Source organism: Pseudomonas oryzagri (assembly GCF_020831405.1).
Taxonomy (GTDB): domain Bacteria; phylum Pseudomonadota; class Gammaproteobacteria; order Pseudomonadales; family Pseudomonadaceae; genus Geopseudomonas; species Geopseudomonas oryzagri.
Map to the genome: position 1 here is coordinate 147,169 of NZ_JAJHPU010000015.1, position 23,954 is coordinate 171,122.

22 protein-coding genes are annotated in these 23,954 nt (G+C 68.5%); 12 read left to right on the plus strand and 10 right to left on the minus strand.

Annotation, left to right across the window (positions count from 1 at the left end; translation table 11 throughout):
• The first annotated feature begins 76 nt into the window (after nt 1-76).
• The 7 genes from LMJ29_RS03990 (at nt 77) to LMJ29_RS04020 (ending at nt 5,967) form a co-directional block, all read left to right on the plus strand.
• Nucleotides 77-718, plus strand: a complete 642-nt coding sequence (locus LMJ29_RS03990; protein ID WP_229604216.1) for a TetR family transcriptional regulator — start codon at nt 77-79, stop codon at nt 716-718.
• A gap of 132 nt (nt 719-850) precedes the next feature.
• Nucleotides 851-1,201, plus strand: coding sequence for a YajD family HNH nuclease (locus tag LMJ29_RS03995; protein ID WP_229604217.1), 351 nt, complete (start codon nt 851-853; stop codon nt 1,199-1,201).
• 161 nt (nt 1,202-1,362) lie between these two features.
• Nucleotides 1,363-2,043, plus strand: coding sequence for a UPF0149 family protein (locus LMJ29_RS04000; RefSeq protein WP_229604218.1), 681 nt, complete (start codon nt 1,363-1,365; stop codon nt 2,041-2,043).
• 282 nt (nt 2,044-2,325) lie between these two features.
• On the plus strand, nt 2,326-2,682 hold the full coding sequence (locus tag LMJ29_RS04005) for a histone-like nucleoid-structuring protein, MvaT/MvaU family (RefSeq protein WP_229604219.1): 357 nt from the start codon (nt 2,326-2,328) through the stop codon (nt 2,680-2,682).
• Nucleotides 2,683-2,851: 169 nt separating this feature from the next.
• Nucleotides 2,852-4,036: an efflux RND transporter periplasmic adaptor subunit gene (locus LMJ29_RS04010; RefSeq protein ID WP_229604220.1), complete on the plus strand. Its 1,185-nt coding sequence runs from the start codon at nt 2,852-2,854 to the stop codon at nt 4,034-4,036.
• Between the two features lie 4 nt (nt 4,037-4,040).
• Nucleotides 4,041-5,261, plus strand: a complete 1,221-nt coding sequence (locus LMJ29_RS04015) for an ABC transporter permease (protein ID WP_229604221.1) — start codon at nt 4,041-4,043, stop codon at nt 5,259-5,261.
• Nucleotides 5,254-5,967 (plus strand): ABC transporter ATP-binding protein, encoded by a 714-nt coding sequence (locus tag LMJ29_RS04020; protein WP_229604222.1) that lies wholly within the window; start codon nt 5,254-5,256, stop codon nt 5,965-5,967. The genes LMJ29_RS04015 and LMJ29_RS04020 overlap by 8 nt, the downstream gene beginning before the upstream one ends.
• 111 nt (nt 5,968-6,078) lie before the next feature.
• On the opposite strand, the gene LMJ29_RS04025 is transcribed toward LMJ29_RS04020, so the two are convergent.
• The 10 genes from LMJ29_RS04025 to LMJ29_RS04070 all read right to left on the minus strand — a co-directional run bounded on the left by LMJ29_RS04025 (nt 6,079) and on the right by LMJ29_RS04070 (nt 16,749).
• Nucleotides 6,079-7,497, minus strand: coding sequence for a homospermidine synthase (locus LMJ29_RS04025; protein WP_229604223.1), 1,419 nt, complete (start codon nt 7,495-7,497; stop codon nt 6,079-6,081).
• Between the two features lie 77 nt (nt 7,498-7,574).
• Complete coding sequence (locus LMJ29_RS04030; protein ID WP_229604224.1) at nt 7,575-8,507, minus strand: electron transfer flavoprotein subunit alpha/FixB family protein; 933 nt, start codon at nt 8,505-8,507, stop codon at nt 7,575-7,577.
• Nucleotide 8,508: 1 nt separating this feature from the next.
• Complete coding sequence (locus tag LMJ29_RS04035) at nt 8,509-9,258, minus strand: electron transfer flavoprotein subunit beta/FixA family protein (protein ID WP_229604225.1); 750 nt, start codon at nt 9,256-9,258, stop codon at nt 8,509-8,511.
• 23 nt (nt 9,259-9,281) lie between these two features.
• Nucleotides 9,282-10,286, minus strand: a complete 1,005-nt coding sequence (locus LMJ29_RS04040) for a branched-chain amino acid ABC transporter permease (protein WP_229604226.1) — start codon at nt 10,284-10,286, stop codon at nt 9,282-9,284.
• Between the two features lie 2 nt (nt 10,287-10,288).
• A complete protein-coding gene (locus tag LMJ29_RS04045) occupies nt 10,289-11,176 on the minus strand; it encodes a branched-chain amino acid ABC transporter permease (protein WP_229604227.1) in 888 nt (295 codons plus the stop codon).
• A gap of 91 nt (nt 11,177-11,267) precedes the next feature.
• Nucleotides 11,268-12,491, minus strand: coding sequence for an ABC transporter substrate-binding protein (locus tag LMJ29_RS04050; protein WP_229604228.1), 1,224 nt, complete (start codon nt 12,489-12,491; stop codon nt 11,268-11,270).
• Between the two features lie 134 nt (nt 12,492-12,625).
• A complete protein-coding gene (locus tag LMJ29_RS04055; protein WP_229604229.1) occupies nt 12,626-13,351 on the minus strand; it encodes an ABC transporter ATP-binding protein in 726 nt (241 codons plus the stop codon).
• Nucleotides 13,351-14,124 (minus strand): ABC transporter ATP-binding protein, encoded by a 774-nt coding sequence (locus LMJ29_RS04060; protein ID WP_229604230.1) that lies wholly within the window; start codon nt 14,122-14,124, stop codon nt 13,351-13,353. Before LMJ29_RS04060 ends, LMJ29_RS04055 begins: the two co-directional genes overlap by 1 nt.
• A gap of 121 nt (nt 14,125-14,245) precedes the next feature.
• On the minus strand, nt 14,246-14,839 hold the full coding sequence (locus LMJ29_RS04065; protein ID WP_229604231.1) for a peroxidase-related enzyme: 594 nt from the start codon (nt 14,837-14,839) through the stop codon (nt 14,246-14,248).
• 230 nt (nt 14,840-15,069) lie between these two features.
• Nucleotides 15,070-16,749: an AMP-binding protein gene (locus LMJ29_RS04070; RefSeq protein WP_229604232.1), complete on the minus strand. Its 1,680-nt coding sequence runs from the start codon at nt 16,747-16,749 to the stop codon at nt 15,070-15,072.
• A gap of 284 nt (nt 16,750-17,033) precedes the next feature.
• Here LMJ29_RS04070 and LMJ29_RS04075 point away from each other — a divergent pair, with 284 nt between their 5' ends.
• The 5 genes from LMJ29_RS04075 to LMJ29_RS04095 all read left to right on the plus strand — a co-directional run bounded on the left by LMJ29_RS04075 (nt 17,034) and on the right by LMJ29_RS04095 (nt 23,953).
• Nucleotides 17,034-18,197, plus strand: a complete 1,164-nt coding sequence (locus LMJ29_RS04075) for an isovaleryl-CoA dehydrogenase (RefSeq protein WP_229604233.1) — start codon at nt 17,034-17,036, stop codon at nt 18,195-18,197.
• A gap of 111 nt (nt 18,198-18,308) precedes the next feature.
• Nucleotides 18,309-19,916, plus strand: a complete 1,608-nt coding sequence (locus tag LMJ29_RS04080) for a carboxyl transferase domain-containing protein (RefSeq protein WP_229604234.1) — start codon at nt 18,309-18,311, stop codon at nt 19,914-19,916.
• Between the two features lie 54 nt (nt 19,917-19,970).
• Complete coding sequence (locus tag LMJ29_RS04085; protein WP_229604235.1) at nt 19,971-20,765, plus strand: gamma-carboxygeranoyl-CoA hydratase; 795 nt, start codon at nt 19,971-19,973, stop codon at nt 20,763-20,765.
• A gap of 34 nt (nt 20,766-20,799) precedes the next feature.
• On the plus strand, nt 20,800-22,743 hold the full coding sequence (locus LMJ29_RS04090; protein WP_229604236.1) for an acetyl/propionyl/methylcrotonyl-CoA carboxylase subunit alpha: 1,944 nt from the start codon (nt 20,800-20,802) through the stop codon (nt 22,741-22,743).
• A gap of 310 nt (nt 22,744-23,053) precedes the next feature.
• Nucleotides 23,054-23,953 carry a hydroxymethylglutaryl-CoA lyase gene (locus LMJ29_RS04095; RefSeq protein ID WP_229604375.1) on the plus strand — a complete coding sequence of 300 codons (900 nt, stop codon included), beginning with the start codon at nt 23,054-23,056 and terminating at the stop codon, nt 23,951-23,953.
• Nucleotide 23,954 lies beyond the last annotated feature (1 nt).

Consider the following 23,954-nt stretch of genomic DNA (forward strand, 5'->3'; position numbering starts at 1 on the left):
ACAGCGTTTTTTGTGAAACTGCGCGCCCTTTACGGCACAGGGAAGTCATCCTCCGCCACCGGCCCAGAGACCCAGCATGGCCCGCAGAACCAAGCAAGAAGCCGAAGCCACCCGGCAACAGATCCTCGACAGCGCCGAGCGGGTGTTCGCCGCCAAGGGTGTCTCCCACAGCACCCTGGCCGACATCGCCGCCGATGCCGGGGTGTCGCGTGGCGCCGTGTATTGGCACTTCACCGGCAAGGCCGACGTGTTCAACGCCATGCTCATGCGCCAGCACGACGCCAACAAGGTCGTCTGCGCCGCCGCCCGCAATCCCGAGGAGACCGACCCGCTGGGGCAGATCCGCAGCATCCTCGTGCATTTTCTCTCCAAGGTGGTGCACGACCCGCAGCAGCGCCGGGTCATCGAGATCTTCCACCACAAGTGCGAGCTGGCCGGCGACCAGGAAGGCCTGCGCCAGCAACTGCAGGCCACCGGGGACGAGATCGACCGCGACATCGCCCTGTCGCTGCGCAACGCCATCAACCACGGCCAGCTGCCCGCCGACCTCGACCTGACCCGCGCGGCCATCGGCATGCACGCCTACATCCACGGCCTGATCAACAACTGGCTGCTGCGCCCCGACAGCTTCGCCATCGACCAGGAAGCCGAGGCGCTGGTCGACGCGCTGCTGGACATGCTCAGGTACAGCCCGGCGCTGCGCCTGCCGGCGGCGTAAGCGTCGAGCGGCGCGGCGCCGGACGGCCGACGCCGCGCTCCCCCTTGCCTGCCCGAGCAACATGCCCAACACTCGCCTCATGCGGCGGCGCCCGGCGTCGCCCCGTTCAACCAGCACAATGCGAGACCGATCATGGCGGACAGAACAGGCAGCAGCGCCAGCTACAGACAACGCGAGGCGGGCTACCGGGACAAGGCGCTGAAGATGTATCCATGGGTGTGCGGGCGCTGCGCGCGGGAATTCACCTATTCCAACCTGAGCCAGCTCACCGTCCACCATATCGACCACAATCACGACAACAATCCCGCCGACGGCAGCAATTGGGAATTGCTCTGTCTGTATTGCCACGACCACGAGCATTCCAAGTATTCGATCTACAACGGCGACAACGGCAGCGCGGTGATTCCCGGCGAGAAATCGCCGCAGGTCAAACACAATCCCTTTGCCGATCTCAAGGCGCTGCTGGACAAGCAGCAGAAATAATCGCCACCGGCGCAGGGGGCGGAATAAGCCGGCGGCAACTGCCGCCCCTGCGCCGGTCGCCAAAGCATCGCCATGCCGCTCGCCTCGGCAATACGCGGCCCCGCCGGCGGAGCAGCCTGCTAATATCCGCCCCCCCCGCCCACCAGCCCAGGACAATTCCCATGCAAGAGCTTGAAAAACCCCTCGACGAGGCGGAAATCGACCAGTTGAACGAACTGCTGTTCAGCTACTCGGAAAAGGCCGAACAACAGCACGGCCAGGACGGCGAGGAAGTCGACTGCGTATTCAGCATTTCCGAGCTGGACGGCTTTCTCACCGCGGTACTCACCGGCCTGAATCCGATTTCCCCGTCGGAATGGCTGCCGGCGCTGTGGCGCGGCAAGTTGCCGAAGTTCGAATCGGAAGCCGAACTGCAACAACTCACCGACCTGCTGATGCGTCACATGAACAGCCTGGCCGACAGCCTGTTCGAAAACCCCGACAGCTTCGCGCCCATCTACGAGATCGGCGACAGCGAAGACGAAGTGCTGGTCGACGAATGGTGCTACGGCTACATGCGCGGCGTTGAGCTGCGCGACCGCGACTGGCAGGCTCTGCGCGACGCCCAGCCGGAGCTGCTGCTGCCGTTCATGCTGCTCAGCGGTTCCTACTCGCTGGACGACGGCGAGGAAATCGGCGAGGAAGAGCTGGAGCAGATGCGCGAAAGTCTGCCCGACCTGGTATTCGCCGTGCGCGACTTCTGGCTGGCCGAAGCGGAAAAACCCAAGGAGCCGAAGGTCGGCCGCAACGATCCCTGCCCGTGCGGCAGCGGCAAGAAATACAAGCAGTGCTGCCTGCATTGATGCGCGGCTAAAGCCACGCCGTCCACCTCTTCGCCACTGGCATTCTGCCGCCCCGTCATCTTGCGCTAATACGGGGCGCGCAGACTTCCTCCGCCGGCGCCCGTCAATAGTGCGCCGTGCTCTCGCCAATAACTGACTACTATTGAATGGTGTTGACGGCAGGCGGCCGCCCCGATAAAAAGCTGACGCTCATCCGGAACAGGAATAGGCGCAGGGACTGCGGGGATTTCGCCAATCCGGATTTTCTTATTGCAGACCCTTCCCTTTTCTCGGAGAAACCCGATGTCCAAGCTGTTGGAATTCCGCAAGGCCGAACAGGCACTCAGGGAACAACTGGCGCGCCTCGAATCGCTCAAGCACGACCAGGAACTCAAGACCGAAATGGAGTTCGAGGACAAACTCAAGGCGCTGCTGCAGGAGTACGGTTTCAAACTGCAGAACATCGTCGACATCCTCGATCCGCAACCGATCCATATTCCCGAGCTTGATATCGGTCGCCGCGTGCGCAAGACCCAGGTCTGGAAGAATCCGATCACCGGCCAAGTGCTGGAAACCAAGAGCGGCAACAACAAGACGCTCAAGGCGTGGAAGGAAGAATACGGCGAGCAGTTCGTCGCCAGTTGGCTGCAGCAGGCCTGAGTTCCGTGCGCGCCCGCGCACGATTCTGACGCCTCCTGCCGGCGGGGACGCAAGCCACGACGGCTTCGCCTTCCCCGCCCTGCGCTTCTCGGTCGCTGGCCGGATGCGCGCTTTTCTCGCACACTTCTCCCATAGTCGCCGGCCCCCCGGTCCTGTCAGGGAGTGATTCGTGTCCGTCCCCCTCCGCCTGCGCCCCGCCCTTCTGCTTCTCCTCCTGCCGCTCGCCCTGCTCGCCTACCTGGCCTGGCGCGCCTGGCAAGGCCCGCTGCTGCCCGCCTACCGCCTGGAACAGCGCCCGCTGGTGCAACGGGTGGTGGCCAGCGGCGAGGTCAGCAGCCAGTCGCTGGCACGCATCGGCAGCGAGCTGACCGGGGTGATCAAGGCCCGCCACGTGCGCGAGGGCGACGCGGTCAAGCCCGGCGACCTGCTGCTCGAGCTCGACGACAGCGAGCAACAGGCGCGCCTCGCCGAGGCCGAGGCGGCGCTGCGCCAGCTGATCGACTCCGAGCGCCCGCAGGCCCGCGCGGCGCTGCGCGAGGCCGAGAGCCAGCTGGCGCGGACCGCCAGCGAGCGCCAGCGGCGCGAGGCCCTGTTCGCCCGCCAGCTGCTGTCCGCCGAGGCCCGCGAGCAGGCCCGCCATGCCGAGGTGGCGGCGCGCGTGGCGCGCGACCGCGCGCAGCTGGCCGCCAACGCCCTGGCCGCCGGCGGCAGCGCCGAACAACAGGCGCGCCAGCGCCTGGAGCAGGCGCGCACGGCGCTGGCCCGGACCCGGATTCACGCCCAGTTCGAAGGCACGGTGCAGACCCGCAGCGTCGAGCCGGGCGATCTGGTGCGCCCCGGCGACACCCTGCTGGAAATCGCCCGCCAGGGCAGCCAGGAAATCCTCCTGCCGCTGGACGAAAAGAACCTCGCCCCGCTCGCGCTCGGCCAGAGCGCCCAGGTGATCGCTGACGCCTTTCCCGCGCGGGTGCTGGCCGCCCGCGTCGGCTACCTGGCCCCGGCGGTCGATCCGGCGCGCGGCACCCTCGACGTGCACCTCGACCTGGACCAGCCGGCCGACTTCCTGCGCCAGGGCATGACCGTCTCGGTGAGCATCGAGACCGCCCGCCGCGAGCGCGCCCTGGTGATCGGCAACGACGCCCTGCGCGCCGTCGCCGGCGAGCGCGCCGAGGTGCTGCGCGTCAGGGACGGCGAGGTCGAGGCGGTGGCGGTGACCCTCGGCCTGCGCGGCACCGGTCTGAGCGAGGTGGTCGCCGGCCTGGCCGAAGGCGACACCGTGCTCGTCGCCGACGCCGAGCCCGGCCAGCGCGTGCGCCTGCGCGAGCAGCCGCTGCCGGCCGGCGTGGCGGAGTGAGGCCATGCGCCTGATCGACGCGCAATGGATCGAGTGGAAGATCGCCCTGCGCTTTCTCGCCGACAACCGCCTGCAGAGCCTGCTGATCATCGTCGGCATCGCCGTCGGCGCGGCGGTGATCGTGTTCATCACCGCGCTGGTCACCGGCCTGCAGGCCAACGTCATCCAGCGCACCCTCGGCACCCAGGCGCATATCCGCGTGCTGCCGCCCGACGAGGTCAACCGCGTGCCGGCGCCGGCGGACGGCGCCGTGGCGCTGAACCTGGAAAACCCGCGCGCCCAGCGCCTGCGCACCATCGTCAACTGGCAGGACGTGCGCGACCTGCTCGATGCGCGCGGTGAGCTGCGCGCCGTGTCGCCGCTGATCAGCGGTCCGGCCATCGCCCGCCGCGGCGTGGCGCGCGCCTCGGTCAATCTGCTGGGCATCGACCCCGAGCGCTACCAGCGCATCATCCCCATCGCCCCCGACCTGATCGCGGGGCGCTTTCATATCGAGGCCGGCCATGCGGTGATCGGCAAGGAGCTGGCCGAAGACCTGGGCCTGGGCGTCGGCGACAAGCTGCGCCTGGACGCCGGCGGGGGCCGCGAGGTGGTGGTCGACGTGTCCGGCATCTTCGAGCTGGAAGTGCGCGAGCTGGATGCGCGCTACGTGTACCTCGACCTCAAGCAGGCGCAGGCGCTGCTCGATCTGCCCGGCGGGGTGACGGTGATCGAGACCGCGGTGGACGAGATCTTCCAGGCCGAGGCGATCGCCGAGCGCCTGGCGCGCCTCACCGGGCTCAAGGCGGAAAGCTGGATGGCCACCAACGGCCAGCTGCTCAACGCCTTGCGCTCGCAGACCATGACCACCCAGATGATCCGCCTGTTCGTCGGCCTCTCGGTGGCCTTCGGCATCGCCAGCGTGCTGGCGGTCAGCGTGGTCCAGCGCACCCGCGAGATCGGCATCCTGCGCGCCATGGGCAGTCCGCGCGGACAGATCCTGCGCGTGTTCCTCCTGCAGGGCGGCCTGCTCGGCCTGGCCGGCTCCGGCCTCGGCGGCCTGGTCGGCTGGTCGCTGGTGCAGGTGTTCAACACCTTCGGCCCCGGGCTGTTCTTCATTCCGGTCGACCCGGCGCTGATTCCCACCGCCATGGCGGTGGCCACCGTCACCGGCGTGCTGGCCGCGGCCATGCCGGCGCGCCGCGCGGCCCGTTACGATCCGGCGGTGGCGATCCGCTATGTCTGAGTTCGCCCGCGACCAGGAAGTGCTGCGCCTCGCCGGCCTGGGCAAGGCCTACAACCCCGGCACGCCGCTGGAGCAGCAGGTGCTGCACGACATCGAGCTGCGCCTCTCCCGCGGCGAGCTGACCGCGCTGATCGGCCCGTCCGGCTCGGGCAAGAGCACCCTGCTCAACGTCATCGGCCTGCTCGACTCGCCGACCGCCGGCGAGCTGTACCTGCTCGGCCAGCCGACCCGCGACCTCGACGACGGTGCGCGCACCCGCCTGCGCAACGAGTCGATCGGCTTCGTGTTCCAGTTCCACCACCTGATCCCGGCGTTCAGCGTGCTGGACAATGTGCTGATGCCGCTGATGATCCGCCACGGCAAGCCGCGCGCCGAGGACGTCGCCCTGGCCCGCGAGCTGCTGGAGGCGGTAGGCCTGGCCGAGTTCGCGCAGAAGAAGGCCAACCAGATTTCCGGCGGCCAGCAGCAGCGCGTGGCGATCGCCCGTGCGCTGGTGACCCGTCCGGCGCTGCTGCTGGCCGACGAGCCGACCGGCAACCTGGACACCAAGACCGCGGAGACCGTGTTCGAGCTGTTCCGCCGCTTCAACCGCGAATTCGGCTGCGCCGTGCTGGTGGTCACCCACGACCCGCGCCTGGCGGCGAGCTGCGCGCGCACCGTGCAACTGGTCGACGGGCGCATCGTCAGCGACCGGACCAGCGCCTGAACGTGCGCAAAGCCAGCGTGGAGGTGGAACACCCTGTGGCGCCAGCCGCCAGTTGCCCGGACCTGCCGCGACACGCCCGCGCTGCGCCCTTGGGCGCCGCCTTGCCGCCGCTTAGCGCACGCGGAAGTTCTTGAACTGCCAGGGATCCTCGGCGTCGACCTCCTCGTCGAACAGCCGGCCGCGATCCTCCAGCGGCGTCCAGTCGCTGAACACGCCGACCAGCTCGCCGAGGTAGGGACGGCAGAAGTCGAGCATCGGCTCGAAGGGGATCTCGTCCGGCTCGATCACCCCGCAGTCCGGGTTCTGGATCGCCCAGACCACCCCGGCGACCACCGTCGCCGTCACCTGCAGGCTGGTCGGGCTGTTGTACGGGCACAGCGCGCGCGCCTGGTCGACGGAGAGTCGCGAACCGTACCAGTAGGCGCCGTAGGCGTGGCCGAGCAGCAGCACGCCCAGTTCGTCGACGCCACTGACCAGGCCGTCGCGCAGCAGGCGGCGGCGCGGCTGCATCTCCCAGTTGCGCCCGGCCAGCTCCTCCAGCGACAGCACGGTGTCGTCGCAGGGGCGGTAGGCGTAGAGCACGGTCGGCCGGTATTCCGGACACGCACCCGTGCCGATGGTGTAATAGTCAGCGATCGAGATCGACTCGCCGTGGGTGATCAGGAAAGCCTGGTGCGGGCCGGCCAGCGGCGTCCAGCTGCGCACCTTGGTGGACGCCCCGGGGCGCTCCAGGTAGATGGCCGCCTGACTGCCCGTTTCATGGCGGCGACCGTCGATCGGAAAGTACAGCTCGTGGCTGCCCCAGCCCAGTTCGGCCGGCTGCAGCGCCTCGCTGACGAAGCCGTACACCGACCAGGTGTTGACGAACTCGTCCGGCACCTTGCGCTGGCGATCGACCTGCCAGTCGCGCTCGGCGATGTGCACTACGCGCACGCCCAGGCGCTGCGCCAGGCGCGCCCAGCCCTCGCGACTGTCCGGTGCCGGCTGCGGCGCACCGGTCTCGGCGGCGACGTTGAGCAGCGCCTGCTTGAGCAGGTACGAGACCAGCCCCGGGTTGGCGCCGTGGGCGAGCACCGCGGTCGGCCCGCGCTCGTCCGTCTGGCGCAGGGCCAGGGCCGCCTCGCGCAGGGCGTAGTTGCTGCGCTCCGCCGTGTCCAGCTGGCGATCCACGTAGCCGCCGGCCCAGGGCTCGATGCAGGCGTCCAGATAGAGCGCGCCGCGCTCGCGGCACAGCTCGATCAGCGCCACGCTGCTGACGTCGACCGACAGGTTGAGGAGAAAGTCGCCCGCGCCGAGCAGCGGTTCGAGCACCTGCCGGTAGTTGTCCTCGGTCAGATCCTGCACGCGATGGGCGACGCCCGCCTGCACGGCCTGGTCGCGGCCCTCGTCGTCGGCCGCGAGAATCTCCAGCTGTCCCGGGCCCAGCTCGAGGTGACGCAGCAGCAGCGGCAGAACGCCCTGGCCGATGGAGCCGAAGCCGAGCAGGACCACGCGCCCGGCGAACGCCTGACGCCGATATGGAGTTTCCACGGGCTGTCCCCCTCTCGGTCGCCCCCGATACATTAGCTAAGTATAGGAGGCGAGCCGGCGAGGACGGCGCGGTCCGCTCAAAGGGCGCGGCTGAGCTCCGGCACCGCCTCGAACAGGTCGGCGATCAGGCCGTAGTCGGCGACCTGGAAGATCGGCGCCTCCTCGTCCTTGTTGATCGCCACGATCACCTTGGAGTCCTTCATGCCGGCCAGATGCTGGATCGCGCCGCTGATGCCCACGGCGATATACAGTTGCGGCGCGACGATCTTGCCGGTCTGGCCGACCTGCAGGTCGTTGGGCACGAAGCCGGCGTCCACCGCGGCGCGCGAGGCACCCACGGCGGCGCCCAGCTTGTCGGCCACCGCGTAGAGCAGGGCGAAGTTGTCGCCGTTCTGCATGCCGCGGCCACCCGAGATCACCACCTTGGCGGCGGTCAGCTCGGGACGCTCGGACTGTGCCAGCGTCTCGCCGAGGAAACAGGACAGACCGTAGTCCTCGCCGCCCGCCAGCTTCTCGATGGCGGCGCTGCCACCCTCGGCAGCCACCGGGTCGAAGCCGGTGGAGCGCACGGTGATCACCTTGACCGCCGCGCTGGACTGTACGGTGGCGATGGCGTTGCCGGCGTAGATCGGCCGCTGGAAGGTGTCGGCGGAAACGACCTTGACGATCTCGGAGATCTGGTCGACGTCCAGCAGCGCGGCGACGCGCGGCAGATAGTTCTTGCCATTGGTGGTGGCCGGAGCCAGCACATGGCTGTAGCCGCTGCGGGCCAGCTCGACGATCAACGGGGCAATGTTTTCCGGCAGCTGGTGGGCGAAGGCGGCGTTATCGGCGACCAGCACCTTGGCGACGCCGGCGACCTTGGCGGCGGCTTCGGCGACCGCGGCGCAGTTGCTGCCTGCGACCAGCACATGAACGTCGCCGCCGATCTGGCTGGCAGCAGCCACGGTGTTGAGGGTGGCGGCAGCCAGGGCACTGTTGTTGTGTTCAGCGATTACCAGGATTGCCATCTCAGATCACCTTCGCTTCGTTCTTCAGTTTCTCGACCAGTTCGGCCACCGACTTGACCTTGATCCCGGCGCTGCGGGTAGCCGGCGCTTCGACCTTGAGGGTCTTCACGGTCGAGACGGTGGACACGCCGAGGGCTTCGGGAGTCAGCACGTCGAGCGGCTTCTTCTTGGCCTTCATGATGTTCGGAAGCGAGGCATAGCGCGGCTCGTTGAGGCGCAGGTCGGTGGTGACGATGGCCGGCAGTTTCAGCGCAACGGTCTGCAGGCCGCCGTCGATCTCGCGGGTGACGTTGGCTTTGCCATCGGCGATCTCGACCTTGGAGGCGAAGGTGCCCTGGGCGAAGCCGGTCAGCGCGGCGAGCATCTGGCCGGTCTGGTTGTTGTCGCTGTCGATGGCCTGCTTGCCGAGGATCACCAGCTGCGGCTGTTCCTTGTCGACCACGGCCTTGAGCAGCTTGGCGATGGCCAGCGAGCCCAGTTCGGCGTCGCTTTCGATCAGCACGGCGCGGTCGGCGCCGAGGGCCAGGGCGGTGCGCAGTTGCTCCTGAGCAGCGGCAGGACCTACGGAGACCACCACCACTTCGCTGGCGATGCCCTTTTCCTTCAGGCGCACGGCTTCCTCGACGGCGATCTCGCAGAAGGGGTTCATGGCCATCTTGACGTTGGCCAGGTCGACGCCGGAGTTGTCCGCCTTGACGCGGACCTTGACGTTGTAATCGACCACGCGTTTTACCGCGACCAGTATCTTCATCGTTTCTCTTCTCTATCGGGAGTTCACTTGAAGTTGCGCCGCACCAGCTTGCGCAGCCAGCCGACGATGCCGGCGCGGAACAGCAGCACGCAGAGCACGAAGATCACGCCGAGGATCACGTGCACCCAGTCGCCCAGAGGGCCGTTGGACAGGTAGCTCTGCAGGGTCACCACCACACCGGCGCCGACCAGCGGGCCGAGCACGGTGCCGACGCCGCCGAGCAGGGTCATCAGGATCACCTCGCCGGACATGTGCCAGTGCGCGTCGGTCAGCGAGGCGAGCTGGAACACCACCGTCTTGGTCGCCCCGGCCAGGCCGGTGAGGGTCGCCGAGATGACGAAGGCCAACAGCTTGTGGGCGGCGACGTTGTAGCCGAGCGAAATGGCGCGCGGCTCATTGTCGCGGATCGCCTTGAGCACCTGGCCGTAGGGCGAGTGGATGGTGCGCTGGATCACCGCGAAGCCGAACACGAACACCGCAAGCACGAAGTAGTACATCGCCAGGTTGCTCGACAGGTCGATCAGGCCGAACAGGTGGCCGCGCGGCACGCCCTGCAGACCGTTCTCGCCGCCGGTGAAGGGCGCCTGCACGTAGACGAAGAACACCAGCTGGGCCAGCGCCAGGGTGATCATGGCGAAGTAGATGCCCTGACGGCGGATCGCCAAGAGGCCAAAGCCCAGGCCGAGCACCCCGGACGCCACGGTGCCGGCGAGGATGCCCAGCTCGGTGGACAGCCCCGAGTACTGGCTGAGCAGGTAGCCGGTGACGTAGCCGCCGGTGGCCAGGAAGGCGGCGTGGCCGAAGGACAGCAGCCCCGCGTAGCCGAGCAGCAGGTTGAAGGCGCAGGCGAACAGGGCGAAGCACAACAGCTTCATCAGGAACACCGGGTAGATCGCCAGCGGCGCGACCAGCGCCACGCCGAGCAGCGCCAGGCAGAATCCGACCCTGCGGCGCCGGGCGGCGCGCATGCGCTCCTGCTCCACGCTCGGCTGCAGCGCGGCCAGCGGAAGGTTCTCGACACTCGACATGCTCACGCCTCCTTACCGAACAGTCCCGCAGGACGGAACAACAGGACGATCACCATGACCAGGAACACCACGGTGCTGGCCGCCTGCGGATAGAACACCTTGGTCAGGCCCTCGATCAGGCCCATGGCCAGGCCGGTGACGATGGCGCCCATGATCGAGCCCATGCCGCCGATCACCACCACGGCGAACACCACGATCAAGAGGTTGGCGCCCATGGTCGGGCTGACCGGGTAGATGGGCGCGGCGAGCACCCCGGCGAAAGCGGCCAGCGCCACGCCGTAGCCGTAGGTGAGGGTGATCAAGAGCGGCACGTTGATGCCGAAGGCCTGCATCAGCTTGGGGTTCTCGGTGCCGGCGCGCAGGTAGGAACCGAGGCGCGTGCGCTCGATCATGAACCAGGTGGCGAAGCACACCACCAACGCGGCGACCACCACCCAGGCGCGGTAGCCGGGCAGGAACATGAAGCCGAGGTTGACGCCGCCCTTGAGCAGGTCGGGGGTCGGGTAGGAGGCGCCGGAGACGCCGAACAGCTTGACGAAGCCGCCCTCGAGGATCAGCGCCAGGCCGAAGGTCAGCAGCAGCCCGTACAGGTGGTCCTCGCCGGCGATGCGGCGCAGCAGGTGGCGCTCGATGGCCATGCCGAGCGCGCCGACCACCAAAGGCGAGAGCACCAGCGCCATCCAGTAATTGACGCCCAGGTGCTGGAGGCCGAGCAGCGCGGCGAAGGCGCCGAGCATGTACAGCGCGCCGTGGGCGAAGTTGATGATGCGCAGCAGGCCGAAGATGATCGCCAGGCCCAGGCTGAGCAGCGCGTAGAAGGCGCCGTTGATCAGGCCGAGCAGCAGCTGGCCGAGCAGCACGCCCAGCGGAATACCGAATATCAGAGTCATGAGTCACCACCCACAGGAAGTCCGCGACACCCGGCCGCGCGGGCCGGGTGGATGGCTCGCTCCCGCGCCGCGCGCGGGAGCCGGCGGTCGATCAGTTCTTCGCCACCTTGTTGACCAGCTTGCACTGGCTGTCGGCCAGCGGGCGGTAGGCCTGGTCGCCCGGGATGGTGCTGAGGACCTTGTAGAGGTCCCACTCGCCCTTGGACTCGGCCGGGGTCTTCACCTGCACCAGGTACATGTCGTGGACCATGCGGCCGTCCTCGCGGATCTTGCCGCCCTTGGCGAACATGTCGTTGATCGGGGTTTCCGCCATCTTGGCGCGCACGGTCTTGGTGTCGTCGCTGCCGGTGGCCTTGACCGCGTTCAGGTAGTGCATGGTCGCCGAGTAGACGCCGGCCTGGGCCATGGTCGGCATGCTGCCGAAACGCGCGTGGTAGCGCTTGGCCCAGGCGCGGGTCTCGTCGTTCATGTCCCAGTACCAGCCGGTGGTCAGCTTCAGGCCCTGGGTGACCTCCAGGCCCATGGCGTGGATGTCGTTGAGGAACACCACCATGCCGGCCAGCTGCTGGCCGGACTGGGTGACGCCGAACTGGCTGGCGGTCTTCAGCGCGTTGACGGTGTCGGCGCCGGCGTTGGCCAGGGCGACCACCTGGGCGCCGGAGCCCTGGGCCTGCAGCACGTAGGAGGAGAAGTCGGTGCTGGGGAACGGGTGGCGTACCGAGCCGAGCACCTCGCCGCCGCCCTCCTTGACCACCTTGCTGATGTCGGCCTCCATGGCGTGGCCGAAGGCGTAGTCGGCGGTCAGCAGGTACCAGCTCTTGCCGCCGCCGGCCAGCACCGCCTTGGCGGTGCCGTTGGCCAGCGCGTAGGTGTCGTAGGTCCAGTGGATATGGTTGGGCGAGCAGTACTCGTTGGTGATCCCCGAGGAGGCGGCGCCGGAGATCAGCGCCAGCTTGTCGGCCTGTTCGACCACCTTGACCGCGGCCAGCACCACCGAACTGGCGACCAGGCCGGTCACCATATCGACGTTCTTCTCGTCGACCCACTGACGCACGGTGTTGGCGCCGACGTCGGGCTTGTTGAGGTCGTCGGCGTTGAACAGCACGATCTTCTTGCCGTCGACGCTGCCGCCGAAGTCCTCGACGGCCATCTTCAGGGCCTCCAGGCCGCCCGGGCCGGCGAGGTCGCGGTAGGTGCCGGACATGTCGGCGAGGTAACCGATACGGATTTCGTCGTCGCTGACCTGCGCCTGGGCGGCGCCGGCGATCAGGCTGGAGACGAGGATGGCGCTAGCAGTCTTCTGGAACAGCTTCATGGTATGTACCCACTGTGCTTGGTTTTTGTTGTTGTACAGATCGACCAGGTGTTGCGCGGCCCGCGGCCGGAGCGGGCGGCGTGGGGCAGAGCCACGCCGCCGCGCGCCGGTCGCGGGGTGTTACGGGTTCGGGTTCAGACGCCCAGGCAGGCGTTGAGCAGCTCCTTCTTCGCCGGCAGTTGCGCGGCGCTGATCTCCTCGACGATCTGGCCGTGCTCCATCAGGTAGTGACGGTCGGCCAGCGGTGCGGCGAAGCGGAAGTTCTGCTCGACCAGGACGATGGTCAGGCCCTTGTCCTTGAGCTTGAGCAGCACCTCGCCGAGCTTCTGGACGATCACCGGGGCGAGGCCCTCGGTGATCTCGTCGAGCAGCAGCAGGTTGGCGCCGGTGCGCAGGATGCGCGCCATGGCCAGCATCTGCTGCTCGCCGCCGGACAGCCGGGTGCCTTGGCTGAAGCGCCGCTCGTAGAGGTTGGGGAACATCGCGTAGATCTCGTCGAGGCTCATGCCGCCGCTGCGCACGGTGGGCGGCAGCAGCAGGTTCTCCTCGACGTTGAGGCTGGCGAAGATGCCGCGCTCCTCCGGGCAGTAGCCGACGCCCAGGCGCGGGATCAGGTGCGCGGCGCTGCCGATGGTCTCGTTGCCGTTGATCATGATCGAGCCGGTGCGCCGGCCGACCAGGTTCATGATCGCGCGCAGGGTGGTGGTGCGCCCGGCGCCGTTGCGGCCGAGCAGGGTCACCAGTTCGCCGCGGCGCACCCGCATGTCGATGCCGTGGAGGATGTGCGACTCGCCGTAGAAGGCGTGCAGGTCGCTGATGCGCAGCTGCTCGAAGTCCGGATTGGTGTGCAGGCTGGTCATCAGTGCGCCTCCTCGAGAGCGGCGGCCTCGCTGCCCAGGTAGGCCTCGCGCACCTGCGGGTTGGCCGACACGGTGGCGTAGTCGCCCTCGGCGAGGATCGAGCCGCGCGCCAGCACGGTGAGGCGGTCGCACAGGCGGCTGACCACGCTGAGGTTGTGCTCGACCATCACCACGGTGCGACCGACGGCGGCGCGGCGCACCAGGCCGACCACCATGTCGACGTCCTCGTGGCCCATGCCCTGGGTCGGCTCGTCGAGCAGCAGCACCTTGGGCTCCAGCGCCAGGGTGGTGGCCAGCTCCAGCGCCCGCTTGCGGCCGTAGGGCAGCTCGACGGTCAGGGTGTCGGCGAAGGACAGCAGGTCGACCTCGGCGAGCAGCTGCTCGGCGCGTTCGTTGAGCGCATCCAGGCAGCGCGCCGGCTTCCAGAAGTGGAAGGAGTTGCCCTCGCGCTGCTGCAGGGCCACGCGCACGTTGTCGCGCACGCTCATGTGGCCGAACACCGCGGAGATCTGGAAGGAGCGCACCAGGCCCAGGCGGGCGATCTCGTTGGGCTTCATGCCGGTGATCGGCTTGCCGTAGTAGAGGATCTCGCCGCGGGTCGGGGTGAGGAACTTGGTGAGCAGGTTGAAGACGGTGGTCTTGCCGGCCCCGTTGGGACCGATCAGCGCGTGGATGTGGCCGCTGCGTACACGCAGATCGACCGAATCGACCGCCGTGAAACCGCGGAATTCCTTGGTCAGGCCGCGTGTTTCCAGCACGAACTCTGGTGCCATGGGGTGCCCTCTAACCTTGATTGTTTTTGTTGGATGAGGCGCAGGCCGGGGAGGCCTTGACGTTTACGTTAACAGCACAAAGCGACGCCCGGCAAGCACCCGCCATGCGCCTTTTGCAGGGTCAGTCACGCGGTGCGCGCGGCACCCGGCCCATCAGGTAGAACTCGTCGTTGGGCGGAGTGCCGGCCAGCGACACCAGGCGGTTGGACTGGCTGAAGAAGGCGGCGATGGCGCCGATGTCCCAGATGTCGTCCAGGCTGAAGCCGACGCTCGTCAGCCGCGCCTGCCAGGCGTCGTCGAGCACGCCGTGCGCGAAGGAGAGGTACAGGGCGAAGTCGAGCATGGTCCGCTGGCGCTCGCCGATGGCGGCGCTGCGGTGGTTGACGGCGATCTGGTCGGCCAGGTGCGGCTGCTTGCTGTAGATGCGCAGCAGCGCGCCGTGCGCCACCACGCAGTACAGGCAGCCGTGGCGGGCGCTGGTGGCCACCACGATCATCTCCTTCTCGGCCAGGGTCAGGCTGTCGGATTCGCGCTCCATCAGCGCGTCGTGGTAGGCGAAGAAGGCGCGGAACTCCTCCGGGCGGTGCGCCAGCATCAGGAACACGTTGGGCACGAAGCCGGCGCGCTCCTGCACGGCAAGGATGCGCTCGCGCAGGTCGGGCGGCAGGTCGTCGAGGGATTCGGGGACGGGGAAACGGCTGATCGCGGCGGTCATGCAATGGTCCTTCATCTATCAGTTTGATGGTGCCCACGCTCCCGCGTGGGCACCCGGTCCGGGCGCTCCTGCGCCCTTCGTCGAGCACGGCGGGAGGGACGCGGAGCGTCCGGGCGGCGTTCCCACGCGGAGCGTGGGAACGATCAGCAAGGGGCCGGGAGTGAGGGCGAGCGGGCTGACCACCCTCTCCCCGCCCCTCTCCCGCCCGCGGGAGAGGGTGTACGCACCGCTCAGTGCGAATTGATACCCAGCTCCACCACGCTGATCTCGCGCATGCGGAACTTCTGCACCTTGCCGCTGATGGTCATCGGGAAGTCGTCGACGAACTTCACGTGGCGCGGGATCTTGAAGTGGGCGATGCGCCCCTTGCAGAACTCGCGCAGCGCCTCGCCCTCGACCTTGTGCCCCGGATGCAGCTTGACCCAGGCGACGATCTCCTCGCCGTACTTGCTGTCCGGCACGCCGATCACCTGCACGTCGGCCACCGCCTCGTGGGTGAACAGGAACTCCTCGATCTCGCGCGGGTACACGTTCTCGCCGCCGCGGATGATCATGTCCTTGTTGCGGCCGACGATCTTGATGTAGCCCTCCTCGTCCATCGTCGCCAGGTCGCCGGTGTGCATCCAGCGCGCGCCGTCGATGGCCTCGCGGGTCGCCTCCGGGTTGTTCCAGTAGCCGAGCATCACGCTGTAGCCACGGGTGCACAGCTCGCCGATCTGCCCGCGCGGCAGCACGCGGCCGTGCTCGTCGACGATCTTGCTCTCCAGGTGCGGCTGGGTGCGGCCGACGCTGGTGACGCGGCGCTCCAGATCGTCGGCAGGACCCGTCTGGGTGGACACCGGGCTGGTCTCGGTCATCCCGTAGGCGATCTGCACCTCGCTCATGTGCAGCTCATTGATCACCCGCTTCATCACCTCGATCGGACAGGTGGCGCCGGCCATGATGCCGGTGCGCAGGCTGGACAGATCCATGCCGCCGCGCTCGGGATGGTCGAGCATGGCGATGAACATGGTCGGCACGCCGTACAGCGCGGTGGCGCGCTCCTCGGCCACCGCCTGCAGGGCGGCCAGCGGCTCGAAGGCGGCGCTCGGGTAGATCATCGTGCTGCCGTGGGTCAGGCAGCCGAGGTTGCCCATCACCATGCCGAAGCAGTGGTACAGCGGCACCGGGATGACCAGGCGGTCCTGCTCGGTGAGGCCGAGGCTCTCGCCGACCATGAAGCCGTTGTTGAGGATGTTGTAGTGGCTGAGGGTGGCGCCCTTGGGGAAGCCGGTGGTGCCGGAGGTGTACTGGATGTTGATCGGCTCGTCGAACTGCAAGAGCTCGCCGCGCTCGCGCAGCTGCTCGGGGCCGACATCCACGGCCATCGCCTGTAGGCGCTGCCAGCCGAGCATGCCGTCGGCCGGCTGCCTGCCGAGGCTGATCACCCCGCGCAGCTCGGGGAGCATGTGGCTGTGCAGGGCGCCCAGCGCGCTGGGCGCCAGCTCCGGCAGCAGCTCGCCGAGCATCGCATGGTAGTCGGAGGTCTTGAACGCGTCGGCGCAGATCAGCCAGCGACAGCCGGACTGCTTGAGCGCGTACTCGAGTTCGTTGAGGCGGTAGGCGGGGTTGATGTTGACCAGGATGACGCCGGCCTTGGCGCTGGCGAACTGGGTGATGCACCACTCGGCGCAGTTGGGCGACCAGATGCCCAGCCGCTCGCCGGGCTGCAGACCGAGGGCGATGAACGCCCGCGCGCAGCGGTCGACCGCCTCGGCCAGCTCGCTCCAGGTGTAGCGCAGGCCCTGGTGACGAACGATCAGCGCATCGCGTTGAGGGAAGCGGGCCACCGTGCGGTCGAAGGCCGCGCCGATGGTCATGGCCAGCAGGTCTTTGTCCTGCGGGCCGCAGGTGTAGCTCGGAAGACTCATAGGATCCCTCAGTCTTATGTTTGTTATGAGGTTTGTACTTCTGAGTTTGCGCTCCCGACGGCGGTCTGTGTGTTGACAGTCGTCGCGGGGTTTGTTTACGTTAACGTAAAGGTGATGCACTGACAAGCCACCGCGAAATCCCCTGGCAGACGCATCGGCGCTAAGCTGGAAGGCAGCTCCCAGGGGCGGGATGGCAGGTCGGTGCGAGCACCGCCAGCGCCCGGCGCGGCGGTCACCGAGCGACCCCGCAAACCGCACAATACAAGACAGACAAAGGTGGTTCCATGACGTACTCGAGCCTCAACTTCGCCCTCGGCGAAACCATCGACATGCTGCGCGACCAGGTCAGCGCCTTCGTGGCCAGCGAGCTGGCGCCGCGCGCCGCCGAGATCGACGCCACCAACACCTTCCCGATGGACATGTGGCGCAAGTTCGGCGAGATGGGCCTCTTGGGCATCACCGTGCCCGAGGAGTACGGCGGCGCCGGCATGGGCTACCTGGCCCACGTAGTGGCCATGGAAGAGATCAGCCGCGCCTCGGCGTCGGTCGCCCTGTCCTACGGCGCCCACTCCAACCTGTGCGTCAACCAGATCAAGCGCAACGGCACCGACGCGCAGAAGGCCAAGTACCTGCCCAAGCTGATCAGCGGCGAGCACGTCGGCGCGCTGGCGATGAGCGAGCCCAACGCCGGCTCCGACGTGGTCTCCATGAAGCTGCGCGCGGATAAGAAAGGCGACCGCTTCGTCCTCAACGGCAGCAAGACCTGGATCACCAACGGTCCGGACGCCAACACCTACGTGATCTACGCCAAGACCGACCTGGACAAGGGCCCGCACGGCATCACCGCGTTCATCGTCGAGCGCGACTGGAAGGGTTTCTCGCGCGGCAGCAAGTTCGACAAGCTGGGCATGCGCGGCTCCAACACCTGCGAGCTGTTCTTCGACGACGTCGAGGTGCCGGAGGAGAACGTCCTCGGCCAGCTCAACGGCGGTGTGCGCGTACTGATGAGCGGTCTGGACTACGAGCGCGTGGTGCTCGCCGGCGGTCCGACCGGCATCATGCAGGCCTGCCTGGACGTGGTGGTGCCCTACGTCCACGACCGCAAGCAGTTCGGCCAGAGCATCGGCGAGTTCCAGTTCATCCAGGGCAAGGTCGCCGACATGTACACCCAACTCAACGCCAGCCGCGCCTACCTCTATACGGTGGCGCAGGCGTGCGATCGCGGCGAGACCACCCGCAAGGACGCCGCCGGGGTGATCCTCTACACCGCCGAGAACGCCACCCAGATGGCCCTGCAGGCGATCCAGATCCTCGGCGGCAACGGCTACATCAACGAGTTCCCCACCGGGCGCCTGCTGCGCGACGCCAAGCTCTACGAGATCGGCGCCGGCACCAGCGAGATCCGCCGCATGCTGATCGGCCGCGAGCTGTTCAACGAGACCAAGTAAGCACGATGGTGCCCACGCTCCCGCGTGGGCACCCCGGACGGACGCCCAGCGTCCACACGCGGCACTCCCACGCCGGAGCGTGGGAGCGATCGATCCCGACGGAGTGAGCCCATGGCCATCCTGCATACCCAGATCAACACCCGCTCGCCCGAGTACGCCGCCAACAGCGCGGCGATGCGCGAGCAGGTCAACAACCTGCGCGCCCTGCTCGGCCGCATCAGCGAGGGCGGCGGCGTGGCTGCCCAGCAGCGCCACAGCGCGCGCGGCAAGCTGCTGGTGCGCGAGCGCATCAACGCCCTGCTCGACCCGGGCTCGGCCTTCCTCGAACTCTCCGCGCTGGCCGCCTTCGAGGTGTACGGCGAGGACGTGCCGGCCGCCGGCGTGGTCGCCGGCATCGGCCGGGTCGAGGGCGTCGAGTGCATGATCGTCGGCAACGACGCCACCGTGAAGGGCGGCAGCTACTACCCGCTGACGGTGAAGAAGCACATCCGCGCGCAGAGCATCGCCCAGCAGAACCGCCTGCCGTGCATCTACCTGGTCGACTCCGGCGGCGCCAACCTGCCGCGCCAGGACGAGGTGTTCCCCGACCGCGAGCACTTCGGGCGGATCTTCTTCAACCAGGCCAACATGAGCGCCCAGGGCATCCCGCAGATCGCCGTGGTGATGGGCTCGTGCACCGCCGGCGGCGCCTACGTGCCGGCGATGGCCGACGAGACCATCATGGTGCGCAACCAGGCGACCATCTTTCTCGCCGGCCCGCCGCTGGTGAAGGCCGCCACCGGCGAGGTGGTCACCGCCGAGGAGCTGGGCGGCGCCGACGTACACTGCAAGACCTCCGGGGTGGCCGACCACTATGCCGAGAACGACGCCCACGCGCTGGCCATCGCCCGCCGCTGCGTGGCCAACCTCAACTGGCGCAAGCAGGGCACGCTGGAAGCCGCCGCGCCGCGCGCGCCGCTGTACGCCGGCGACGAGCTGTACGGGGTGATCCCGGCCGACGCCAAGCAGCCGTTCGACGTGCGCGAGGTGATCGCCCGCCTGGTCGACGGCAGCGAATTCGACGAGTTCAAGGCGCTGTTCGGCACCACCCTGGTGTGCGGCTTCGCCCGCCTGCACGGCTACCCGATCGCCATCCTCGCCAACAACGGCATCCTGTTCGCCGAGGCCGCGCAAAAGGGCGCACACTTCATCGAACTGGCCTGCCAACGCGGCATCCCGCTGCTGTTCCTGCAGAACATCACCGGCTTCATGGTCGGGCAGAAGTACGAGGCGGGAGGGATTGCGAAACATGGCGCCAAGCTGGTCACCGCGGTGGCCTGCGCCAGCGTGCCGAAGTTCACCGTGATCATCGGCGGCAGCTTCGGGGCCGGCAACTACGGCATGTGCGGGCGCGCCTACGACCCGCGCTTCCTGTGGATGTGGCCGAATGCGCGGATCGGCGTGATGGGCGCCGCCCAGGCCGCCGGCGTGCTCACCCAGGTCAAGCGCGAGCAGGTCGAGCGCAGCGGCAAGAGCTTCTCCGCCGCCGAGGAGGAAGCCATCCGCCAGCCGATCCTCGAGCAGTACGAGCGCCAGGGGCACCCGTACTACTCCAGCGCGCGGCTGTGGGACGACGGCGTGATCGACCCGGCGCAGACCCGCGAGGTGCTCGCCCTGGCGCTGTCCGCCACGCTCAACGCGCCGATCGAGCCGACCCGCTTCGGCGTGTTCCGCATGTAACGCCCTTGCGCCCCCTCCCCGCGAGGGGGCCCGCCCAACCGGATGGCTGTGACCATGAGCGACTTCCAGACCGTACAACTCGAATTCGACCCGCGCGGCTTCGCCACCCTGTGGCTGGACCGCGCCGACAAGAACAACGCCTTCAACGGCGAGATGATCCAGGAGCTGATCCAGGCGCTGGACGTCGTCCAGGACCGTGGCGAGCTGCGCTTCCTGCTGCTGCGCGGACGCGGCAAGCACTTCTCCGCCGGCGCTGATCTCGCCTGGATGCGCGAGGCCGCCGAACTCGACTACAACGCCAACCTGCGCGACGCCCAGGCGCTGGCCGAACTGATGTACAACCTCTACCACCTCAAGCTGCCGACCCTCGCCGTGGTGCAGGGCGCGGCCTTCGGTGGCGCGGTGGGCCTGGCCGCCTGCTGCGACATCGCCATCGGCGCCGAGGACGCGCAGTTCTCGCTGTCCGAGGTGCGCATCGGCCTGGCCCCGGCGGTGATCAGCCCGTTCGTGGTGCAGGCCATCGGCGAGCGCGCCGCGCGCCGCTACGCGCTCACCGCCGAGCGCTTCTCGGGCAGCCGCGCCCGCGAACTGGGCCTGCTCGCCGAGTGCTACCCGGCCGCCGAGCTGGACGCCGCGCTGGAGTCGTGGCTCGCCAACCTGCTGCAAAACAGCCCGCAGGCGATGAAGGCGACCAAGGACTTGCTCAAGGAAGTCGGCAGCGGCGCCCTGTCGCCGGCCCTGCGCCGCTACACCGAAAGCGCCATCGCGCGCATCCGCGTCAGCGCGGAAGGCCAGGAGGGCCTGCGCGCCTTCCTGGAGAAACGCCAGCCGCAGTGGCAGAACCACTGAACACCAGGCAGCAGCCACATCGGGAGCCAGAACAATGATTACAACCCTGCTGATTGCCAACCGCGGCGAGATCGCCTGCCGGGTCATCCGTAGCGCCCGCGCCCTGGGCATCCGCAGCGTCGCGGTGCACAGCGCCATCGACGCCAGCGCCCGCCATGTGCGCGAGGCCGACTGCGCGGTCGATCTGGGCGGCGCCAAGCCGGCCGACAGCTACCTGTTGGTCGACAAATTGATCGCCGCGGCCCGCGCCAGCGGCGCCCAGGCCATCCACCCCGGCTACGGTTTTCTCTCCGAGAACGCCGGCTTCGCCCGCGCCATCGAAGAGGCCGGCCTGCTGTTCCTCGGCCCGCCGGCCAGCGCCATCGAGGCGATGGGCAGCAAGTCGGCGGCCAAGGCGCTGATGGAAACCGCCGGCGTGCCGCTGGTGCCCGGCTACCACGGCGAGGCCCAGGACTTCGAGACCTTCCGCAGCGCCGCGGCGACCATCGGCTATCCGGTACTGCTCAAGGCCGCTGCCGGCGGCGGCGGCAAGGGCATGAAGGTGGTCGAGCGCGAAAGCGAGCTGGCCGAGGCGCTGGCCTCGGCGCAGCGCGAGGCCAAGGCGGCCTTCGGCGATTCGCGCATGCTGGTGGAAAAATACGTGCTCAAGCCGCGTCACGTGGAGATCCAGGTGTTCGCCGATAAGCACGGCAACTGCCTGTACCTCAACGAGCGCGACTGCTCGATCCAGCGCCGCCACCAGAAGGTGGTCGAGGAAGCGCCGGCCCCCGGCCTCTCCCCCGAACTGCGCCGCGCCATGGGCGAGGCGGCGGTCAAGGCCGCCCAGGCCATCGGCTACGTCGGCGCCGGCACCGTGGAGTTCCTGCTGGATGCGCGTGGCCAGTTCTTCTTCATGGAGATGAATACCCGCCTGCAGGTGGAGCACCCGGTCACCGAGGCGATCACCGGCCTCGATCTGGTCGCCTGGCAGATCCGCGTCGCCCGCGGCGAGCCGCTGCCGATCAGCCAGGCGCAGGTGCCGCTCAACGGCCACGCCATCGAGGTGCGCCTGTACGCCGAGGACCCGGACCACGACTTCCTGCCCGCCACCGGCACGCTCGAGCTGTACCGCGAGCCGGCCGCAGGGCCCGGCCGGCGCGTCGACAGCGGCGTCGCCGAGGGCGACACGGTGTCGCCGTTCTACGACCCGATGCTCGGCAAGCTGATCGCCTGGGGCGAGAACCGCGAGGAAGCCCGCCAGCGCCTGCTGGCCATGCTCGCCGAGACCGCGGTGGGCGGGGTCAGGACCAACCTTGCGTTCCTGCGCCGCGTGCTGGCCCACCCGGCATTCGCCGCCGCCGAGCTGGATACCGGCTTTATCGCCCGTCACCAGGCTGAGCTGCTGCCGCTGGCCGGCGGCCTGCCGGAGGGCTTCTGGCAACTGGCCGCGCAGGCCTTCGTGCTGAGCGAGACGCCGCGCCGGCGCGGCGACGATCCGTACTCGCCGTGGAGCGCCACCAGCGGCTGGCGCGCCGGCCTGCCGGCGGAGACCGACCTGCTGCTGCGCTGCGGCGAGACCCAGCAGCAGGTGCGCCTGCGCGGCGATGGCGCCGCCCGGGTCAGCCTGCACGGCGAGCAAGTGTGGGTCGAGCAGGACGGCGTGCGCCGCCAGCACCTGGCGCTGCGCCGCGGCGACAGCCTGTACCTGGAGTGGGCCGGCGAGCTGCGCAGCGTGCAGCGCGTCGACCCGATCGCCGAGGCCGAGGCCAGCCATGCCCACCACGGCGGGCTGACCGCGCCGATGAACGGCAGCATCGTCCGCGTACTGGTCGAGGCCGGCCAGCACGTCGAGGCCGGCACCGCGCTGGTGGTGCTGGAGGCGATGAAGATGGAGCACAGCATCCGCGCGCCGCAGGCCGGGGTGGTCAAGGGCCTGTACTGCAGCGAGGGCGAACTGGTCAGCGAAGGCACCGCGCTGGTGGAGCTGGAGGAGGCCTGAGGCCGGACCATGGTGGACAAGGCTGCGCCGTTGTCCACCCTACGCGGAACCGACCAGCCGTAGGGTGGATGGCCACCCCGTGGAAAACTCGCGCAGCGATTTTCCACCACGACCACTGGTGGAGCTGGAGGAGGCCTGAAGGCCGACACCAGTCCCTGTAGGGGCGAATTCATTCGCCACATAGCGTGCAAAGGCGAATAAATTCGCCCCTACAGACAAGCCAGCCCAGGGTGGGCAACTCGCGCAGCGATTTTCCACCATGACCACCACCGCACTGCCGACACGGAAACCGCAGATGAAGACAACCGCCATTGAACTGCCCCAGCACGTCCGCCTGGTCGAAGTCGGCCCGCGCGACGGCCTGCAGAACGAGAAACAGCCGATTAGCGTCGCCGACAAGGTGCGTCTGGTCGACGACCTGAGCGCCGCCGGCCTGGAGTACGTCGAGGTCGGCAGCTTCGTGTCGCCCAAGTGGGTGCCGCAGATGGCCGGCTCCGCCGAGGTGTTCGCGCAGATCGAACAAAAGCCCGGCGTCACCTACGCCGCGCTGACCCCCAACATGCAGGGCTTCGAGGCGGCGATGGCCGCCGGCGTGAAGGAAGTGGCCGTGTTCGCCGCCGCCAGCGAGGCCTTCTCGCAGAAGAACATCAACTGCTCGATCGCCGAGAGCCTGCAGCGCTTCGTGCCGGTGATGGACGCCGCCCGCGCGCAGGGCGTGCGCGTACGCGGCTACGTGTCCTGCGTGCTCGGCTGCCCCTACGAGGGCGAGGTCGCCCCGCAACAGGTCGCCGCGGTGGCCCGCGAGCTGTTCGAGATGGGCTGCTACGAGGTGTCGCTGGGCGACACCATCGGCACCGGCACCGCCGGCGCCACCCGCACCCTGTTCGAGGTGGTCGGCCGCGATATCCCGCGCGACAAGCTGGCCGGCCACTTCCACGACACCTACGGCCAGGCGCTGGCGAACATCTACGCGAGCCTGCTGGAAGGCATCCAGGTGTTCGACAGCTCGGTGGCAGGGTTGGGCGGCTGCCCCTACGCCAAGGGCGCCAGCGGCAACGTGGCCAGCGAGGATGTGCTGTACCTGCTGAACGGCCTGGGCATTCACACCGGCATCGACCTGGACGCGCTGATCGCCGCCGGCGAGCGCATCTGCGCGGTACTCGGCCGCGCCACCGGCTCGCGGGTGGCGCGCGCCCGCCAGGGTCGCTGAC